The sequence below is a fragment of the Candidatus Terasakiella magnetica genome, from assembly GCF_900093605.1.
In the GTDB taxonomy this organism is placed as follows: domain Bacteria; phylum Pseudomonadota; class Alphaproteobacteria; order Rhodospirillales; family Terasakiellaceae; genus Terasakiella; species Terasakiella magnetica.
The window spans coordinates 57,920-75,229 of the sequence record NZ_FLYE01000003.1; the positions used below are offsets into that span (position 1 = coordinate 57,920).

Annotated in this window: 18 protein-coding genes and 1 pseudogene; 7 read left to right on the plus strand and 12 right to left on the minus strand. The window is 48.2% G+C overall.

Translation table 11 applies throughout. The features are described from left to right. Positions 1–23: 23 nt before the first annotated feature. The 4 genes from phbB to MTBPR1_RS04310 all read right to left on the minus strand — a co-directional run bounded on the left by phbB (position 24) and on the right by MTBPR1_RS04310 (position 3,781). Positions 24–746, minus strand: coding sequence for an acetoacetyl-CoA reductase (phbB, locus tag MTBPR1_RS04295; RefSeq protein WP_069186335.1), 723 nt, complete (start codon positions 744–746; stop codon positions 24–26). A 232-nt stretch (positions 747–978) separates the two neighbouring features. Continuing rightward, positions 979–2,154 carry an acetyl-CoA C-acetyltransferase gene (locus MTBPR1_RS04300; RefSeq protein ID WP_069186336.1) on the minus strand — a complete coding sequence of 392 codons (1,176 nt, stop codon included), beginning with the start codon at positions 2,152–2,154 and terminating at the stop codon, positions 979–981. Positions 2,155–2,301: 147 nt separating this feature from the next. Further along, on the minus strand, positions 2,302–3,402 hold the full coding sequence (locus tag MTBPR1_RS04305; protein ID WP_240492857.1) for an alpha/beta fold hydrolase: 1,101 nt from the start codon (positions 3,400–3,402) through the stop codon (positions 2,302–2,304). After that, complete coding sequence (locus tag MTBPR1_RS04310; protein ID WP_069186338.1) at positions 3,374–3,781, minus strand: hypothetical protein; 408 nt, start codon at positions 3,779–3,781, stop codon at positions 3,374–3,376. Before MTBPR1_RS04310 ends, MTBPR1_RS04305 begins: the two co-directional genes overlap by 29 nt. A 232-nt stretch (positions 3,782–4,013) precedes the next feature. On the opposite strand from MTBPR1_RS04310, the gene phaR reads away from it, so the two are divergent. From phaR to MTBPR1_RS04335, 5 genes are all read left to right on the plus strand, one after another. Next, entirely contained in the window at positions 4,014–4,631 is a 618-nt protein-coding gene (gene phaR / locus MTBPR1_RS04315) for a polyhydroxyalkanoate synthesis repressor PhaR (RefSeq protein ID WP_069186405.1), read from the plus strand. An 87-nt stretch (positions 4,632–4,718) separates the two neighbouring features. Next, the gene (locus tag MTBPR1_RS04320) at positions 4,719–5,294 is read left to right on the plus strand and encodes a hypothetical protein (RefSeq protein WP_069186339.1); all 576 of its coding nucleotides are present in this window, start codon (positions 4,719–4,721) and stop codon (positions 5,292–5,294) included. Positions 5,295–5,528: 234 nt separating this feature from the next. Continuing rightward, on the plus strand, positions 5,529–5,924 hold the full coding sequence (locus MTBPR1_RS04325) for a helix-turn-helix domain-containing protein (RefSeq protein WP_069186340.1): 396 nt from the start codon (positions 5,529–5,531) through the stop codon (positions 5,922–5,924). Between the two features lie 241 nt (positions 5,925–6,165). Further along, positions 6,166–7,890: a 2-oxoacid:acceptor oxidoreductase subunit alpha gene (locus MTBPR1_RS04330; RefSeq protein ID WP_069186341.1), complete on the plus strand. Its 1,725-nt coding sequence runs from the start codon at positions 6,166–6,168 to the stop codon at positions 7,888–7,890. After that, entirely contained in the window at positions 7,890–8,726 is an 837-nt protein-coding gene (locus tag MTBPR1_RS04335) for a 2-oxoacid:ferredoxin oxidoreductase subunit beta (protein ID WP_069186342.1), read from the plus strand. The genes MTBPR1_RS04330 and MTBPR1_RS04335 overlap by 1 nt, the downstream gene beginning before the upstream one ends. 80 nt (positions 8,727–8,806) lie before the next feature. Here MTBPR1_RS04335 and MTBPR1_RS04340 read toward each other — a convergent pair whose 3' ends face one another. The 7 genes and pseudogenes from MTBPR1_RS04340 to MTBPR1_RS04370 form a co-directional block, all read right to left on the minus strand. Next, entirely contained in the window at positions 8,807–9,739 is a 933-nt protein-coding gene (locus MTBPR1_RS04340) for a ribose-phosphate pyrophosphokinase (protein WP_069186343.1), read from the minus strand. Between the two features lie 142 nt (positions 9,740–9,881). Beyond that, positions 9,882–10,835, minus strand: coding sequence for a hypothetical protein (locus MTBPR1_RS04345; RefSeq protein WP_069186344.1), 954 nt, complete (start codon positions 10,833–10,835; stop codon positions 9,882–9,884). Between the two features lie 95 nt (positions 10,836–10,930). After that, positions 10,931–11,527: a recombination mediator RecR gene (gene recR, locus MTBPR1_RS04350; RefSeq protein ID WP_069186345.1), complete on the minus strand. Its 597-nt coding sequence runs from the start codon at positions 11,525–11,527 to the stop codon at positions 10,931–10,933. Positions 11,528–11,626: 99 nt separating this feature from the next. Further along, positions 11,627–11,949 (minus strand): annotated as a pseudogene (locus tag MTBPR1_RS04355) (YbaB/EbfC family nucleoid-associated protein). A gap of 4 nt (positions 11,950–11,953) precedes the next feature. Then, positions 11,954–13,759, minus strand: a complete 1,806-nt coding sequence (locus tag MTBPR1_RS04360; protein ID WP_069186346.1) for a DNA polymerase III subunit gamma/tau — start codon at positions 13,757–13,759, stop codon at positions 11,954–11,956. 93 nt (positions 13,760–13,852) lie between these two features. Then, complete coding sequence (locus tag MTBPR1_RS04365) at positions 13,853–14,227, minus strand: ATPase inhibitor subunit zeta (RefSeq protein WP_083222883.1); 375 nt, start codon at positions 14,225–14,227, stop codon at positions 13,853–13,855. Positions 14,228–14,245: 18 nt separating this feature from the next. Next, the gene (locus MTBPR1_RS04370; protein WP_069186348.1) at positions 14,246–14,983 is read right to left on the minus strand and encodes a FadR/GntR family transcriptional regulator; all 738 of its coding nucleotides are present in this window, start codon (positions 14,981–14,983) and stop codon (positions 14,246–14,248) included. A 158-nt stretch (positions 14,984–15,141) separates the two neighbouring features. On the opposite strand from MTBPR1_RS04370, the gene MTBPR1_RS04375 reads away from it, so the two are divergent. Then, positions 15,142–16,131 carry an MDR family oxidoreductase gene (locus MTBPR1_RS04375; RefSeq protein ID WP_069186349.1) on the plus strand — a complete coding sequence of 330 codons (990 nt, stop codon included), beginning with the start codon at positions 15,142–15,144 and terminating at the stop codon, positions 16,129–16,131. Positions 16,132–16,216: 85 nt separating this feature from the next. Then, entirely contained in the window at positions 16,217–16,882 is a 666-nt protein-coding gene (locus tag MTBPR1_RS04380; RefSeq protein WP_069186350.1) for a tetratricopeptide repeat protein, read from the plus strand. Here the strand turns inward: MTBPR1_RS04380 and MTBPR1_RS04385 are convergent, their stop codons facing one another. Further along, positions 16,883–17,302 carry a secondary thiamine-phosphate synthase enzyme YjbQ gene (locus MTBPR1_RS04385; RefSeq protein ID WP_069186351.1) on the minus strand — a complete coding sequence of 140 codons (420 nt, stop codon included), beginning with the start codon at positions 17,300–17,302 and terminating at the stop codon, positions 16,883–16,885. Positions 17,303–17,310: the final 8 nt, after the last annotated feature.

The following is a 17,310-nucleotide window of genomic DNA, read 5'->3' on the forward strand; positions in this document are numbered from 1 at the left end:
GTATTTCTCTTTGAAAAGAGAAATTAGTACATGTGCTGACCACCGTTGATGGACAGTGTTGCACCTGTTACGAAGTCGCCATCGTCAGCAACCAGGAACAATACGCCACGAGCGATGTCGTCAGCGCGGCCCAAGCGACCCATTGGGATCTTCGCAATGATTTTTTCAAGAACTGCAGGCGGTACTGCACGAACCATGTCTGTATCAACATAACCCGGTGCAATCGCGTTTACAGTGATGCCTTTGCCAGCACCTTCTTGAGCCAAGGCTTTTGTGAAGCCGTGGATACCAGATTTAGCAGCAGCATAGTTCACCTGACCGTACTGACCAGCTTGACCGTTGATAGAACCGATGTTCACGATACGACCAAAACCGTTGGCACGCATGCCGTCGATTACGCCACGACACAGGTTGAAGCAAGAGCTCAAGTTTGTCGCAATTACTGCATCCCAGTTGTCTTCAGACATGCGGTGCAATGTACCGTCACGTGTGATACCAGCGTTGTTTACCAAAATTTCAACAGCACCGAGGTCTGTTTCAATTTGCTTGAGCATTGCTTGACAAGCGTCAAAATCGCTCACGTCACATTTAAAAGAAGCAATACCTGTTTCTTCTGTGAATTTTTTTGCGGCTTCTTCGTTGCCACCAAAGTTGGCTGCAACTGTATAACCAGCTTCTTTAAGGCGTTCAGAGATAGCGCGACCAATACCGCGCGTGCCACCAGTAACGAGTGCTACACGACCCATATGCTTCTTCCTCTACTTAAATAGTCATCAAAAAATCGACAAAGATCGAAACCTTCGATCCTTGAATAGCGGTATTGTGGGGTCATTATCTTAATAAATCTACCCCTAATTTTGAAATATTCAAACTTTATACATTTGAGGCAAAAAAACAGCCCGCTTCCATCAGAAAGGGGCTGTTTCTCAATGCTTTATAAAAGAATGTTCAGTTTATGAACAGGCTTTTAAAAGGGGTCTATTCACGCTCAACACAAAGTGCAACGCCTTGACCGCCACCGATACAAAGTGTCGCAACACCTTTTTTAGAATCGCGACGCTTCATTTCGTGCAACAGGGTTACAAGAACGCGGTTACCAGAGGCACCGATTGGGTGACCAATGGCAATAGCGCCACCATTTACGTTTACTTTGTCAGTGTCCCAACCGAGCTCTTTGTTTACAGAGATCGCTTGTGCAGCAAAGGCTTCGTTGGCTTCAACAAGGTCGATGTCAGAAACTGACCAACCCGCTTTATCCAAAGCTTTGTTTACCGCAGGAACTGGGCCTGTACCCATAATCTTTGGATCAACACCATGTGTAGACCAAGCTTTCACTGTTGCAAGTGGTGTCAGGCCACGTTTCTCAGCTTCTTCTTTAGACATAAGAACAACAACTGATGCACCATCGTTGATGCCTGATGCGTTACCTGCTGTTACAGAACCGTCTTTAGAAAAGGCCGGGCGAAGTTTGCCGAGTTTCTCAGCTGTTACGCCGTCTTTGATGAATTCGTCCGTATCAACAACGATGTCGCCTTTGCGAGATTTGATTGTTACTGGAACGATTTCTTCAGCGAACTTGCCTTCGTTGCGTGCAGCTTCTGCTTTGTTTTGAGAAGCAGCTGCAAACGCATCTTGCTCTTCACGTGAGATTTCATATTTGTCAGCGATATTTTGCGCTGTTGTACCCATGTGGTAATCGTTAAATGCACACCACAGACCATCTTTGATCATGGTGTCTTCCATTTTGGATGGGCCCATTTTTGTGCCGTTACGCAGGTGCATAACGTGCTGGGAAGCAGACATGTTTTCTTGACCACCAGCCACAACAACATCAGCATCACCCAAAAGAATGGATTGCATGCCCATGCCAACAGCACGAAGACCAGAACCACAAACCTGGTTGATTGTCATCGCAGTTGATTCTTCAGGGCAGCCTGCAAGGATCGCAGCTTGGCGTGCAGGGTTTTGGCCTGAACCACCTGTGAGAACCTGGCCCATAAACACTTCTTGAACGTCTGCAGCGTCAACGCCTGCGCGCTCTAGTGCAGCTTTAATGACAGTGGCACCCAATTCTTGTGCAGGTACGGAAGCCAAGCTACCGCTAAAATTACCGACCGCTGTACGTGCAGCACCGACAATGACAACTTCAGTCATATTCAAAGTCTCCTAAAATAAATTTCTTTTTCGCTGTGCCGGAAAAGTCGTTTCCCGTCACCACAGGCCCCATAGAGTATAGACGCCTGATCATTGGTCAAGTAATGATTGTATGTGTTCGACCTTAGAATTATAAAAAAATTACATTCACTTGGATAATAGCCACTTAGCTAAAGGGCTATAGAGTGATTTTGCCGCATTTTGTCCTGTAACCATGCCGATATGACCACTTTTTACGGCCTTTACCTCGCAATTAGGTATCAGCTTGGCTAAAGCCATGGCAGATTCTGGCGGCACGATTCGGTCATTGGCCGGGATATAAAGCCGTGTCGGGCAGGTGATTTCTTTGGGGTCAATATAATGACCGTCCAATTCCCAAACACCGCGCGCAGGACGGTTTTCAACATACCAATCAAACAGGCATTCTTTAGCCAAAGGGCCGCTTAAGGGGACCGAATCATTCACCCAGTCTTCAAGGGCAACAAATTTTTTAGCCTCGCTACTGTCTGGGTCCAGCTTTGAGAAATCGGCAAATTTCTGCAAAATGCGATAAGGGTCAAGCGCGCTGAAGAGAGACTGAATGACATCAATGGGCAGTTCGCCCAAATAATCAATCAGCTGTTCAAGCTGGGGCTTGGCGGCTTGAATGGCTTTAACATAAGGGTTGTTTTCAGCCTGGAAATCCCATGGTGTCGCCAGCAAGACAAGACGCTCGATCTTTTCAGGTTCCATGGCAGCATAAGCTGTGGTGAGAACGCCGCCCATGCAATAACCCACTAGGCTTACGGGGCGCCCCGTTTGGCGATGGACTTCTTCGACCGCATTATGAAGCCTTTTTAAAATATAGTCTTCAAGCCCCATTTTCTTTTCAGCTTCCCCCACATCCCCCCAATCGAGAAGGAAACTGCGCAACCCCTTTTTTGCCATGGTGCGCATGAAGCTGCGGCCTTTTTTAAGGTCAAGCACATAGGCCTTATTAATAAGAGAGGGCACGCACAGGAGAACAGGTGCGTCTTTTGGCCCGCCATAATCCAAAAGGCGGCTGCCCCCTTCTGCCCAAATAGCGGCGGGGTCTTTGAGGTTTCGCTGATAGGGGTGGGTGTGATAGGCGCGCACCCCATTCATAAAGTCTAGACCGCGCAGGTAAGCCTCGGCATCAAGGGCAGCGCGGAATTTTTCATCGGGTAGTGAGGTAATTTCACTTAAAAGGGCATCAGCCTCATTTTTTAAGCTGGGATTCCAGATCATGGACCCGTTTTTCGAGCTCGCCAATGCGTTTCGACAGCTCATCCACGTCATGCACAGGGTGCTCAGATGAAGGGCGAGCGGTCGCGGCCCCAGCCGCTGCGTTTTGGGCGGCTTGGACATTTTCGGCGAATTGGCTGAACGGGTTTGTTCCATCTTCAAATTGTGCCTTCCAGCTTTCTGCCCATGTATTCATCCAATTTTGGACTTTTTGTGGCGAATCAAGGTTTTTCATAAATTCAGCGGATTGTTCGCCAAAAGCCTCGGCTGATTTGCTGGCATCATCAACAGCGCGTTTGGTCGCATCGGAGGTGAGCTGTTTTTGCCAGAGCTCTAAATATTGAGCCGCCAGATCGTTCATTTTATTTTGCGAGTCGCTCATGAATGGAAAACCTTTATTGTGTAGTGCAGCAATTGGTGCAGCATTTTTCAGTCTTTAAATTACTATATTGCATCAATTACGGTCAATTATTTGATGAATTTACATTTTTTTTGCAAATAGTGCGATGCAACACTTTTGTGCGCAGCAATTTCGCGCTATGTTAACAAGAATACGGGGATCTCATCACAAAAGTACGATGATGGGGCAGGGACATAAAGAAGAAGATATAACTATGGCTGCACAAAACGAAGATAAAGACGCACCGATTACGATTAAAAAATATGCGAACCGTCGTCTGTATAATACGGCAACAAGCAGTTATGTAACGCTTGACCACCTTGCACAGATGGTAAAAGACGGCACGCAGTTTGCGGTATTTGATGCGAAAAGCGGTGATGAAATTACACGCACTGTTTTAACCCAAATTATTGTGGAAGAAGAAGCCAAGGGCCAAAACCTTTTGCCAGTAAGTTTCTTGCGCCACCTGATCAGTTTTTATGGTGATAGCCTTCAGGGTCTCGTGCCAAGTTATCTTGAACAGTCCATGCAATCGTTTGCGACCAATCAAGAACAGATGCGCGATTATATGAAAGACACCATGGGCGGGATAAACCCGTTTGGCCAGTTTGAAGAAATGAACAAACAGAATATGGCCATGTTTGAAAATGCCATGCGTATGTTCACACCACCTTTTTATAAAGAAGGTGAAACGCCAGCAACTTCTGAAGAAGGCGATAAGCCCTCTAAAGGCGAAGCCAAGGCACAGGAAAAAACTGTTGATGACTTGCAGGATATGAAAGCCCAGCTTGAAGCCATGCAGCAACAACTTTCAAAACTGTCAGATAAGTAAGAATCTTACAATTTGAATTAAATTAAACCGAATGAGCTGACAAACAGGCTCATTCGGTTTATACTTTTTCCCTCTTTTAAAATTTGAATGTTTGAGAACATCGTGGTTTCTGTTGTTGACCCGAAGGTCTCTTTACCCGTTGGTATTGTAAGGACCCCTCAAACCCGCGTGCAAAATACGGCACCCGGCACAAGTTCGGATTCCATTCAACGCTCTGCACAAGCCTTTGTTGAGCAGCTCCCCCCTGAGGTGCGTGAACGGGTTGGTCAACAGCCCCAGCCACGCGACACTTATCGACGCAATCGCTTTGATGAAGCTTTGCGTAGTGAGGAGCAAGCCGCGGTTCAGGCAAAGGGGCTTGAAGGACAAGCTTCTGCAAAACTTGCTCAAGCCACCCCAACAGAGCCGACTTATTCAGCACCGATTATTACAGCGGACCTGACTTTATTACAGGCTCAATTGGCTGCCTTGGATGAAACAACATCGGGCAACGCATCATTAAGCCGAACCCAACATGGGGCATATCATGATGCCTATGTGAGTGCCGGGGCGCAACCGGGTGGGCAGACGGCGGCGCTTGAAGCCCAACTAAAGCGCGAAGAGCTTGAAAATAAAACACATATAGTACCACCGGTTTTAACAAGCCTGAATACGCGCGCTTAGAACAGGTTCTTACAACCTGAAATATTATAGAAATATTTTGCCTTCACTTTGGGGAAAGACTGAAAAACCTCGCATTTTTCCTTAAAATTTTATCAATAATTTTACATTATCATGTGTGTATTTATTTGAAATATTAGGAAATATTTACTTGCCAAATGAGGGCGGAATCTATAATCATTGATAGAAAAATAATAAAAATGCGCAGTATGTAAGTTGAATAAGGAGCATGCTTTCATGTCAAATGAAGCAAAAGAGGGTAAAGTGACGAATAGAGCCACGGATACAGATCGCCATGTTGGTGCGCGTATTCGTGAGCGCCGAATTATGCTGGGTCTTAGCCAGCAGCAAATGGCTGATATGATAGGGGTAACATATCAGCAAGCGCACAAATATGAGCGCGGCATCAACCGTATTTCAGCTGGTCGTCTATATGAGATTGCACAGGTTCTTAAAGTAGCTGTCGGCTTTTTCTTTGAAGGCTTGGATGAAGATGATGATACGGAAATTGATCTGACAGATCGCCAACGTATGTGTCTTGAGCTTGCTCGAAACTTCTCACATATTGATAATGACCGTCATCAAGACGCGCTTAGCCAACTGGCCCGCGCGCTCGCTGCAGAAAATAACTGATCTCTTTTAAAACGATCTTTTACTTTTGAAACCGGATGGACCAGTGTTCATCCGGTTTTTCTATGCCCGCTTTTTGACGGGTAATTTGTCCCATAAGCGTCCTTAAAACGTGATAAACTGCTTTCTGTTGATGCAAACTTTTTAAAAGAGAGTGAAATTGACAAATGTCATGGGCTTGCCACATTGTTTTTGGAATATATGAGCAACCTTTCATTTTCACATTAAGGGACACACGAGACACATGACATCCCAGAGCGTTTCTATTGCCATCACCGGTGCAGGTGGGGCAGGTGTAATGACTGCAGGCCAGATGCTTCTGGATGCTGCGGCCAAAGCAGGTCTTTATGGATTGATGACCCGTTCAAGCGGCCCGCAAATTCGTGGTGGTGAAGCCGCGGCCTTTATCCGTTTGTCCGCTGAGCCCATTAATTGTCCCGATGACCATTTTGATGTGTTGTTCTGTTTTGACTGGATGAATGTGGACCGTTTTGCAGCCGAACTTCCCTTGCGCACAGATAGTGTGATCATTGGTGATGAGGCAGCGAAAAACCCACCTGAGATGATCACAGACTCCATTGCCCGCCAGGTGATGGTGCCTTTAAGTGAGGCCGCTAAAGAAATTGAAGGCGGTCGCCCCAATATGATCGGTCTGGGTATCCTTGGGGAGCTCGCAGGTATTCCACTTGATGCCCTTCAGGCGATCTTGGAAAAAGTTCTTAAACGCAAAGGCCAAGCTGCTCTTGATGCATCCCTTGAAGGGATGAAAAAAGGCATGCAGGTTGCGCGTGATCTGGAAGCCGAAATTGGTATTGATCTCCATCTTGAGCGCAAAGAAAGTAAAAGCACACGCTGGTCTTTAACAGGTAATGAAGCCGCCGGTATGGGCGCTCTTCGCGGTGGTGTGCGTTTTTGTGCAGCTTATCCCATCACCCCGGCGACCGAGATTTTAGAATGGTTGGCCCCAAACCTTGAAAAAGTCGGTGGCACCTTGGTGCAGGCTGAAGATGAGCTCGCCTCTGTTAATATGATTATTGGCGGCTCTTTTGGCGGTGTGCCTTCCATTACCGCAACGTCTGGGCCGGGCCTTGCCTTGATGAGCGAAGCATTAGGTCTGGCCGTTTCAGCAGAAATTCCCATTGTGGTGGTGGATGTGATGCGCGGTGGGCCATCCACGGGTATCCCAACAAAATCTGAGCAAAGTGATTTAAACATCGCACTTCATGGCTTGCATGGTGATGCCCCGCATATTGTCACAGCGCCAAGCTCTATTTCGGACTGTCTTTTTACCACGCAATGGACTGTGCATTTGGCTGAAGCGATGCAGACAGCGGCAATTGTTTTATCTGATCAGTCTTTGGGTCAGTCACGAAATGTGATTGATAAGCCTGCTGATTTGGCCTTTGTGGCACAACGCGAGGTCGCGACAGGGGACTTAGAAGACTATAAACGCTATGCACTGACTGACAGTGGTGTTTCTCCCATGGCGATCCCGGGCACAGCCGGGGGTGAATATGTCGCCGATGGGTTGGAAACAGCAGAAAATGCCCGCCCGTCTTCGTCAGCAGAAGACCATTATGCCCAGCTTGATAAACGCCAACGCAAATTAGACCAGTTTGATTATGGTCAGCATTGGGCGGAAATTGAGGGTGAGGGCGAGCTTGCGGTTATTACCTTTGGCTCGGTCACAGCGCCTGTTCGTGAAGCCATCAAGCGTTTGGAAGCAGAAGGTGAGAAGATCAAGATGATCTCTATGCGCCTGTTAATGCCTGCCCTGCCTGATAAAATGGATGAAGCCCTTGCGGGTGTCACGAAAGCGTTGGTGGTGGAGCAGACCCATTCAAAACAGTTCTATCGCTATCTGCGCAGTGAGTTTGACCTGCCTGCACAGACAACTGTTCTGGCAAAACCGGGACCACTCCCGTTTCGACCAAATGAAATCGTTACTCAAATTAAGGAGCTGGGATAATGGATCAAGCAGTTCAACAAAAGCCCCTGACGTTTAAAGATTATAAATCCGATTATAAGCCGGTCTGGTGTCCGGGCTGTGGGGATTTCTCGGTTCTCGCATCCATTACAAAAGCCTTGGCTGAACTTCAAATTCCGCGCGAAGATGCTGCAGTCATTTCTGGTATTGGCTGTTCATCGCGCATTCCGGCTTATACCAGTGTCTATGGCTTTCACGGCATTCATGGTCGTGCCTTGGCTTCTGCCACAGGTTTGAAGGTTGCGCGCCCTGATCTCACCGTTGTGGCAACAGGGGGCGATGGGGATGGTTTTTCCATTGGCGGGAACCATTTCCTTCATGCTTGTCGTCGCAATGTGGATATGACCTATATTGTCATGGATAATGAAGTCTATGGCATGACAAAAGGCCAAGCATCCCCGACCACGGCTTCTGACTGGGATGGCTCCAAACTAACACCGCATGGCACAGGGGTATCCCCCTTTAATCCTTTATCGGTTGCTTTATCAGCCGGAGCGGGCTTTGTAGCGCGTGGTTTTGCGGGTGACCCTAACGGGTCTGCGAAACTGATTGCCCAAGCCATGCAGCATAAGGGATTCTCTTTTGTGCAAATTCTCTCTCCTTGCGTGACCTTTCGCCCTGAACAGGCTGAGTGGAAGAAGATTGTGCGCAAAGGCGAGATTGATGGCACCAATGCCTTGGCTGAGGCCATGACCTTTTTGGCAACAGATGATGGTTTTTCAACAGGTGTTCTTTATGAGACCCAGCGTCCGGTTTATGCACCGGATATGGAAGAGAAAATGTCGGTGAGTGACATTGAAGAAAGCTTTGAACTTTAAGCTTGCTTTAGTGCAGGCATAAAAAAAGCGGTGAGGAAAAAACCTTCACCGCTTTTTTCTTTATTCTTTATCAGCAGACCTTAATCAAACAGGCAGGAGACCGACTGTTCGTCATGGATGCGTTTCATCGCTTCTGACAGGATTGGCGCGATTGAGATGTGACGGATATTTTCCGCATCAATCACTTGATCCGTACCTTGGATGGAGTCTGTAATGGCAAGTTCTTGCAAAGAAGAAGACGTGATGCGAGATACCGCACCGCCAGAAAGAACACCATGTGTGATGTAAGCTGATGCACTTTTTGCACCGTTTTCCAACAGGGCTTGTGCCGCGTTACACAGGGTGCCACCAGAATCGACAATATCATCAATCAGGATACAGTTTTTACCTTCAACATCACCAATGACGTTCATGACTTCAGAAACGCCTGCGCGCTCACGACGTTTGTCGATGATGGCAAGGTTACAGTCTAGACGTTTGGCAATGGCGCGTGCACGTACCACACCACCCACATCAGGTGATACGATCAGGAGGTTTTCTGTATCGTAATTTTGCGCAATATCGCGGGCAAAAACGGGGGCTGCATGTAGGTTATCAACCGGAATATCAAAGAAGCCCTGAATTTGGCCTGCATGTAAATCCATGGTCAAGACGCGATCAGCACCTGCTGTGGTGATCAGGTTGGCCACCAGCTTTGCCGAAATTGGCGAGCGTGGTGCGGATTTACGATCTTGTCGTGCATAGCCGAAATAGGGAACCACAGCCGTGATACGGCGTGCTGATCCTCGACGCGCAGCATCAATAGTGACCAGAAGTTCCATCATATTATCGTTTGCAGGATAAGATGTTGGCTGAACGACAAAGACATCTTCACCACGGACGTTTTCGAGAATTTCTACGAAAACCTCCTGATCAGAAAAGCGCTTTACGCTCGCTTCAGTGAGAGGGTAGCCAAGCTCTTTAGAGATAGCGTCGGCCAAAGGACGGTTTGCATTGCCAGTAAGGATTTTCATGAGAAAATCAGATCCTTAAGTTGATGTGCCCAAATCAATATTTTTCGGAACATATCAACGGGTTTGGATGCTGTAAATGCCTTATTAAGCTAAGTTTGAATCTTTATGACAGAACGAAGACAAACTGCGCCTTTGCGAAGGCTTAAAAGGGTGGGGCAACCAGACGTTTTCGCCGTCCCGGTGCTGCGGTGTGGCTTGGTTGGGTGCGACTCCGTTCAAATCGGATTTCTTCGCGGTGGCGCTCCACCATCTGCCCAACCCCGCCCATGGCTGCGCGCGCAATATTATAGGCCATGCGCCCTAATGGTTTTTCAAGACGGCCCTCATTTAAGCGGTTATTTTGGCGCGCACGTCCGAGCTCTTTACCCGATGCATCTTTCACAATCCAAGCGACCTTAATGCGTTGCTTGCCTTCATAAGGTTCCAACACATCAATTTCACAGCTGAGTTGATAGCCTTGTGGGCTAAGGGAAGGGCGCACAATCGCACCTGCTTGGCGCAGCGTGAGTGCCATAGCTTTATAAAGCTCTTTTTGCGCAGAAGGCTTCACCCCTTTGATCGAGGCGATTTTAAAGACAACCTGTTGATTACGCTCATCCAGTTTGACCGCTTCGCGCTCAGCTTTATCCTGTATGTAATCGGCAAAGGTCTCAGCCGCATTTTCAACCAGCTGATTGATCATATGTTGGTCGCCATAATCCCAGCGATAGCGATCCACATTTATAGCTTGGGAGGATTCATGAACGATTTTGTCATCCCGACTAAAGAAGGTCCAATAAATCTCGCCTGTGTATTTTTTTGCATTGCGCGCGCGTTTCAAAACGACCTGACCGCGCACTTTATAAGCTGTATTTGTCACTGGATTTGAGGTGGAGGGAATATTGCGCACGCCTAAACTATCTGCCAGTGAGGCTGCCATGATCTTTGCCAGTGGGCGCGCTGCCCCTTCAATAGGTTGGATTAACACCGTGCCACTATCGCGCAGGCGCAAAGGGGTGGTGTCAAAGCCCGTGCGGCTGTGGCGCATGGGTTGCGGGGCTTGTGTGCAGGCGACAACTAATAAAAGCAGGCTCAGGCAAATAAGACGTTTAAGCATGATCAAAGAAACGCTGCTTTACACAGCCATGACACAGGAAAACATCAAAGCAGCAATGCTCATCAATAGCATCATCATTAGATAGGGCATTTGCTTTATTCCATTTTTCTGCGTGCTGAAAGCGCTGCACTTAGGGTGCCGTCATCAAGGTAATCCAGCTCCCCCCCAACAGGAACACCATGGGCGAGACCTGAAACACTCACATCACAATTTTCAAGACAGTCTGCGATATAGTGCGCGGTGGTCTGTCCGTCAACCGTTGCACTGGTGGCAAGGATAACTTCTGTGACTAAAGAGCTTTGGGCGCGGTTGACCAACGTGTCGATTTTTAAATCTTCAGGACCAATGCCATCAAGGGCCGAAAGTGTACCGCCGAGCACATGATAGCGCCCCTTAAAGCTGTTGGAACGCTCCAAAGCCCAAAGGTCTGCCACATCTTGTACCACACAAATCACACTGTCATCGCGCCGCCCATCTGTGCAGATGGTGCAAGGGTCAGTGGCATCAAGATTGCCGCAGGTCGAACAGGTTTTGACCGTTTCTTCCACACGCTGCAAGGCATGGGAAAGCGGGCTTAAGAGGACTTCTTTTTTCTTCACCAAATGCAAAGCCGCCCGGCGTGCTGAGCGCGGGCCCAGACCGGGAAGCTTGGAAAGAATTTGGATCAGCTGTTCAATTTCTGTTGCGGCCATTTAGGTCTCTATCAATTGTCACTCTGGCAATTGTCACTCTGGTAAATGCCAAAGCCCAGAAAAGTGTGGATTCTGGATCAGCTCCAGAATGACATAATCTTAAAATGGCAACTGCATACCCGGTGGTAATTCTAGGCCACCTGTCATATCAGCCATACGTTTGTTGACTTCAGCTTCCATTTTGGATTTGGCATCGGCAAGGGCTGCCACGATCAAATCTTCCATGACTTCTTTGTCTTCTGGATCAACGAGGTTTTTATCCACGTCGATTTTTTCACATCGGCTTTACCGTTGATGACAACATTGACCATACCGCCACCAGAGGTGCCATAGATTTCCAGATCGACGAGGCCGTCTTGGAATTCTTGCATCTTGGACTGCATTTTCTGCGCCTGTTGCATCATTTTTGCCATATTCTTCATGGGACTATTCTTCTCCGTTGTCACTATGGTCTGGGTCGCCGGGATTTTCTTCGATTTGAATCGCAGCGTCCATACTATCAAGTTTAATTTCGTGTACTTTTTCAATCACGCTGCCGGGAAAGGACGATAAAATATCGCTGACCAGCGGGTGTTTTGCCAGTTCGGCTTTGCGTTTGGCAATGGCTTCATCGCGCACTTGGGCCAAGGTGATATCACCAGAAGCATGGCGCGAAACACTCACCGCCCAGATACGCGATGTATGGGTATCAAGGAATTTTTTCAAGTCCCCCGCCAATGTGGATGGGGCATGGTCACCGGGGCGAAACTCGATCTTGCCGGGTTCAAAAGAAACCAGATGAAGGTTATTCATCAAATTGGCTTTTAAGATGATGTTGCGCTTTTCTTCACTTAAGGCAACCACGGCGGGGAAATCTTGCGGATCAGCTTTTGTCTCATCCTGCACCTTGGGTTGGCACACGGTGCGCCCGCCATTGACCACACGCATATTGGCTTGGGGTCCCGGATTTGGCGGACCGCCTGCGCCCATATTTGGTGCGCCAACCGCTTGGGCCATTTGTGACCCCCCACCAGAACCACCGCCTGTGGGCACGCCGCCACCGCCACCACCAGTAGGGGCAGGCGGATTGTTTTGGATCATGCGCACGGCTTCTTCCGGTGTGGGCATATCAGCCACATAACACAGGCGGATGATAACCATTTCCGCAGCTTGTTGGGGGTGCGGTGCATTGCGCACTTCGCCCAATCCCTTCATTAAAATCTGGTAGGCACGTGCAAGAACGGACATGGCAAGCGTGTCAGACATTTCTTTGCCGCGCACACGCTCCATTTCAGAAACAACGGCATTTTGCGCTGCATCAGGCACGACTTTAACCCGTGTGAGCCAATGGGTGAGTTCCAGCAGGTCTTGTAAAACAACACTGGGATCAGCACCGGCGGCATAAAGCGTGTCCATAACCTCAAGGGCTGCGGCTGCATCGCCTTTCATAATGGCGTCAAACAGATCAAAGGTGCGCCCGCGATCAGCAAGGCCGAGCATGTCACGCACTTGTGCTTCACCCACTTCGCCGTGGCAATGGGCAATGGCTTGATCCAGCAGGCTCAGCCCGTCACGAACAGACCCATCAGCAGCACGTGCGATCATGGCAAGGGCGCTCTCATCAACCTTGGCATCTTCTTTTTCAGCCACTTTATTGAAGTGGGAGGCAAGCAATTCTTGGTCAATGCGGCGCAAATCAAAACGTTGGCAGCGCGATAAAACCGTGACCGGAACTTTGCGAATTTCTGTGGTCGCAAAGATGAATTTTACATGCTCTGGCGGCTCTTCCAATGTTTTTAGAAGGGCGTTAAAAGCGCCTTTTGAAAGCATGTGAACTTCATCGATGATGTAGATTTTATAACGTGCTGAGGTCGGACGATAGCGCACCGACTCGATCACTTCGCGGATATCATCCACCCCTGTGCGCGACGCCGCATCCATCTCAATCACATCGACATGGCGGTCTTGGGCAATGGCGGTGCATTGATCACACACACCACAGGGGGTGATGGTTTCGCTGCCTTGTCCATCTTCACCCACACAGTTAAGCGCGCGCGCAACAAGGCGCGCCGTTGTAGTTTTACCCACACCGCGCACACCCGTGAGCATGAAAGCTTGGGCAAGACGACCCGATTCGATGGCATTGGACAGGGTGCGCACCATGGCGTCCTGTCCGATCAATTCCTCAAAAGTTGACGGGCGGTATTTACGCGCAAGAACGCGATATGCACCATTATCTTCTGTTTCAGTCATGGAATTTTGCCCGTCGTCTTAATCTTTGAATTTAAGTTGCATCAAATTAGCAGGGCTGAGGGTGACATACCAGATGGGAATTGAAGAATTCTTTTATTTCTTCTTGTTTTTCTTGCGGCCTTTGAGCTCCTTCTTGGTGCGCTTGGCCTGTTTTCGCAGCATGGCTTTTAAAATATATTGCTCAAAAGTTCTCAGCTTCTTCCAGATTTTATCTTCACTGATATCTAGGCCAGCTTTTTTGAAATCCTTGCGGATGCGTTTAACAACGGGCTTGGGGCCAGCTTGGGAAATATCTTCGCTGATGAGTTCGAGGAAATATTCTTTTTTATTACGGCCCAGTTTTTTTGCCGCCCAGTTGGCCGCTTTTTTATTGCGCCGTGCTTCTAAATAGAAATATTCCAGTTCCGTATTGGCATGGCGAATTTCATCGCATGTTCTCTTGGAATTCATGGTTCTTACGACGGACATTGAGTGATCCCCCTGTTTTTATGTTTTCGCATCCCTTAGTGCTTGCGCTTTTGCGTAACGATTTTGCAGGTCATCCATTTGTTCAAGAAACACCATAGCAGCGCTCTCAGCATCTTGGTCTTCAATGGCCTTCAACATACGTTCATGTTGCGCAATGGTTTTTTCTTTATCCCAAAATTTGAAAACGATCAAGTTCACAATGGGTTGCACGGCCTCAATCACCGAGGACATCATAAAACGCAACATGGCATTTTGCGTGGCATCCACAAGGGTGCGGTGAAAGCGCACGTCTGAGGCACAAAAATCCTGATCGGCCAAATTGGGGGTTTTCTGGATATGAATTTCTGCACGCAGGCGCTCTAGATGGCTTTCTTCGCGGCGCTCAGCGGCAAGACGTACGCAGACAAGTTCAAGCTCACGTCGAGCCTCAGCAATATCGGAAAGGTCAAACTCGCCCATGGTGGTCAAGAGGGAGGTGATATTGGTGAGGGAGTTTTGCGCCTCATCACTATCAGGGCGATTAATAAAGGTCCCACCTGTTGGGCCGCGGCGCGAACGAATAAGATTTTGCGCGGCAAGACGTTTTAAAGCCTCGCGAATTGTCGGGCGCGAGACACCAAAGCGTGCAGCCAGCTCCGGTTCTGTGGGCAGGCGTTCATCCACTTTAAGCTCGCCTTCTAAAATGGCGAGACGGATTGTCTCTGAGATTTGTTTTGCCAAACTCTCAGTCACCAGTGGTTCGTATTTCATGCCCATAAATTTTATCTAGCTTATTTCTATTTACTCAATGCGCGAAGCGCTACAATGCGCCCAAAGGGGCAGTTTTTCAAGCTTATTTTGACATTTGTTAATTTGTTTGACAAATATATAAATTAGGGTACCATAGGGTCAAATTTAATCAATTGAGGTGTTTCATGTTTAAAGCGTTAGTTCTGTCTAAAAACGATGACGGTGTTTCTTCTGAAATTCAGGAAATGAATGCTGACCAGTTGCCAGAAGGTGATGTGGTGGTAAATGTTGAATATTCAACATTGAACTATAAAGACGGTCTCGTGTTAAACGGTCTTGGTGGTCTGGTGCGTAACTACCCGCATGTGGGTGGTGTTGATTTTGCCGGCACAGTTGAGACAAGCACCCATGCAGACTTCAAAGCAGGTGATAAAGTTGTTTTGACAGGCTGGCGCGTTGGTGAAGTTCACTGGGGCGGCTATGGTCAAAAAGCACGTGTGAGCGGTGACTGGTTGGTGCATTTGCCAGAAGGTCTGGATACGCGCCAAGCCATGGCTGTTGGAACTGCTGGTTTTACCTCCATGTTGGGTGTGATGGCGCTGGAAGATCAAGGTCTAAGCCCTGAAAAAGGCGAAGTTTTGATCACAGGTGCTGCGGGTGGTGTAGGTTCTGTTGCCGCCGCAATCCTTGCCAAGCTTGGTTATGATGTTGCAGGCTCAACAGGGCGCGCAGACACACATGATTATTTGCGCGAGATGGGTGTGAAAAACATTATTGGACGTGATGAACTTTCAGAAGCTTCAAAACGCCCATTGGAAAAAGAACTTTGGGCAGGCTGTATTGATGCGGTTGGTGGCACAACATTGTCACGCGTTTTGGCGCAAATGAAATATGGCGGCTCTGTTGCAGCCATCGGCCTTGCGGGTGGTAACAAACTGGATGCGACAGTCATTCCGTTCTTGTTGCGTGGTGTAAATTTGTTGGGTATCGATTCTGTTATGTGCCCGAAAGAGCGTCGCGTTAAAGCATGGAACCGCATTGTCACAGACCTGCCAATGGAAAAACTGGACGGTATGATTTCACAAGCCAAACTTCAAGACTTGCCGCAATTGGGCAAAGACATCATTGCAGGCCAAGTACGTGGTCGTGTGGTTGTGGATGTTGCTGGCAGCTAAGCCAACAACGCAGTATTACGTATTGTAATTACGCTTTAAAGCGGACTAGATTGGTATCAGAACTGACTCATTTGGGAGACATCTGGTGATCAATCTGGTCCGCTTTTCTTTTTTGGCCTTTATCCTCTTTTCTGCACCACAGGCATGGGCTGATAGCAATGCTGCGCGTGAGCTGGCAGAACGCCTTGAAGCCAAGGCCATGAACGGGGATATCAGAGCAACCTATAAATTGGGTTTGCTTTTTTCCCAAGGCAAAAAAGTTCAGGTGGATTATGTCACCGCCTTTGAATGGTTTTTGCGCGCAGCCAAACATGATGATGTCAAAGCCATGATGAAAGTCTCTGACATGTATTTGGCAGGCAAGGGCATTGACCCAAGCGTAGAAGAAGCCACTAAATGGAATGAAAAGGCCGCGAAAAAAGGCTCTCGCAAAGCTATGGTCAAGCTTGGGGCCATGGCGGTTTCGCAAAAAAAATATGCAGACTCGGCTTATTGGTACAAAAAGGCCGCTGTCATGGGTGATGTGACGGCTATGCGGGAAATTGCACGCTATTATTATAACGGTACAGGCGTGCATTTTAACCTGACATTGGCCTTTGCTTGGTATGAGCTCGCTGTCAAAAGAAAAGACAGAAGTGCGCGCACCTTGCAGCTTAAAATGATTGAGGAAAAAGGCCAAGACTGGGCCAATGAAATCCGCAGTCTTGTTGAAAACCGCATGATCCCGAAAGAATATTGGGACGAGCGTTAATTATTGTCCCATTAAATGGGCGATAACATTGCGCCGATGGGGCTGGGCACGATGTTCAAACAGGTAAATCCCTTGCCATGTGCCCAATGTGGGATGCCCGTTTGAAACCGGAATGGTTAAAGATACGTCTGTTAGCGCTGATTTTATATGGGCAGGCATATCATCGGGGCCTTCCATGGTATGGCGCAACCATTCCATATGTTCAGGCACCATGCGGGCAAAAAATTCATTAAGATCAAGCTGTACATCAGGATCAGCATTTTCCTGAATGGTCAGGCTTGCGCTGGTATGTTTACAAAAGAGCGTCAAAAGCCCCGTTTCAATGCCTGTCTCGTTGACCCACGTGCTCACATCATGGGTGAATTCATACAGACCTTGGCTGCGTGTTGAAATTTGAAATGTGGTCTGGGCTTGTTGCATGGGGGCTC

Bases quoted from the DNA above. Each gene is read 5' to 3' on its own strand.
- phbB (WP_069186335.1), bottom strand. From the start codon at position 746: ATGGGTCGTGTAGCACTCGTTACTGGTGGCACGCGCGGTATTGGTCGC.
- MTBPR1_RS04300 (WP_069186336.1), bottom strand. From the start codon at position 2,154: ATGACTGAAGTTGTCATTGTCGGTGCTGCACGTACAGCGGTCGGTAAT.
- MTBPR1_RS04305 (WP_240492857.1), bottom strand. From the start codon at position 3,402: ATGATCTGGAATCCCAGCTTAAAAAATGAGGCTGATGCCCTTTTAAGT.
- MTBPR1_RS04310 (WP_069186338.1), bottom strand. From the start codon at position 3,781: ATGAGCGACTCGCAAAATAAAATGAACGATCTGGCGGCTCAATATTTA.
- phaR (WP_069186405.1), top strand. From the start codon at position 4,014: ATGGCTGCACAAAACGAAGATAAAGACGCACCGATTACGATTAAAAAA.
- MTBPR1_RS04320 (WP_069186339.1), top strand. From the start codon at position 4,719: ATGTTTGAGAACATCGTGGTTTCTGTTGTTGACCCGAAGGTCTCTTTA.
- MTBPR1_RS04325 (WP_069186340.1), top strand. From the start codon at position 5,529: ATGTCAAATGAAGCAAAAGAGGGTAAAGTGACGAATAGAGCCACGGAT.
- MTBPR1_RS04330 (WP_069186341.1), top strand. From the start codon at position 6,166: ATGACATCCCAGAGCGTTTCTATTGCCATCACCGGTGCAGGTGGGGCA.
- MTBPR1_RS04335 (WP_069186342.1), top strand. From the start codon at position 7,890: ATGGATCAAGCAGTTCAACAAAAGCCCCTGACGTTTAAAGATTATAAA.
- MTBPR1_RS04340 (WP_069186343.1), bottom strand. From the start codon at position 9,739: ATGAAAATCCTTACTGGCAATGCAAACCGTCCTTTGGCCGACGCTATC.
- MTBPR1_RS04345 (WP_069186344.1), bottom strand. From the start codon at position 10,835: ATGCTTAAACGTCTTATTTGCCTGAGCCTGCTTTTATTAGTTGTCGCC.
- recR (WP_069186345.1), bottom strand. From the start codon at position 11,527: ATGGCCGCAACAGAAATTGAACAGCTGATCCAAATTCTTTCCAAGCTT.
- MTBPR1_RS04360 (WP_069186346.1), bottom strand. From the start codon at position 13,759: ATGACTGAAACAGAAGATAATGGTGCATATCGCGTTCTTGCGCGTAAA.
- MTBPR1_RS04365 (WP_083222883.1), bottom strand. From the start codon at position 14,227: ATGTCCGTCGTAAGAACCATGAATTCCAAGAGAACATGCGATGAAATT.
- MTBPR1_RS04370 (WP_069186348.1), bottom strand. From the start codon at position 14,983: ATGGGCATGAAATACGAACCACTGGTGACTGAGAGTTTGGCAAAACAA.
- MTBPR1_RS04375 (WP_069186349.1), top strand. From the start codon at position 15,142: ATGTTTAAAGCGTTAGTTCTGTCTAAAAACGATGACGGTGTTTCTTCT.
- MTBPR1_RS04385 (WP_069186351.1), bottom strand. From the start codon at position 17,302: ATGCAACAAGCCCAGACCACATTTCAAATTTCAACACGCAGCCAAGGT.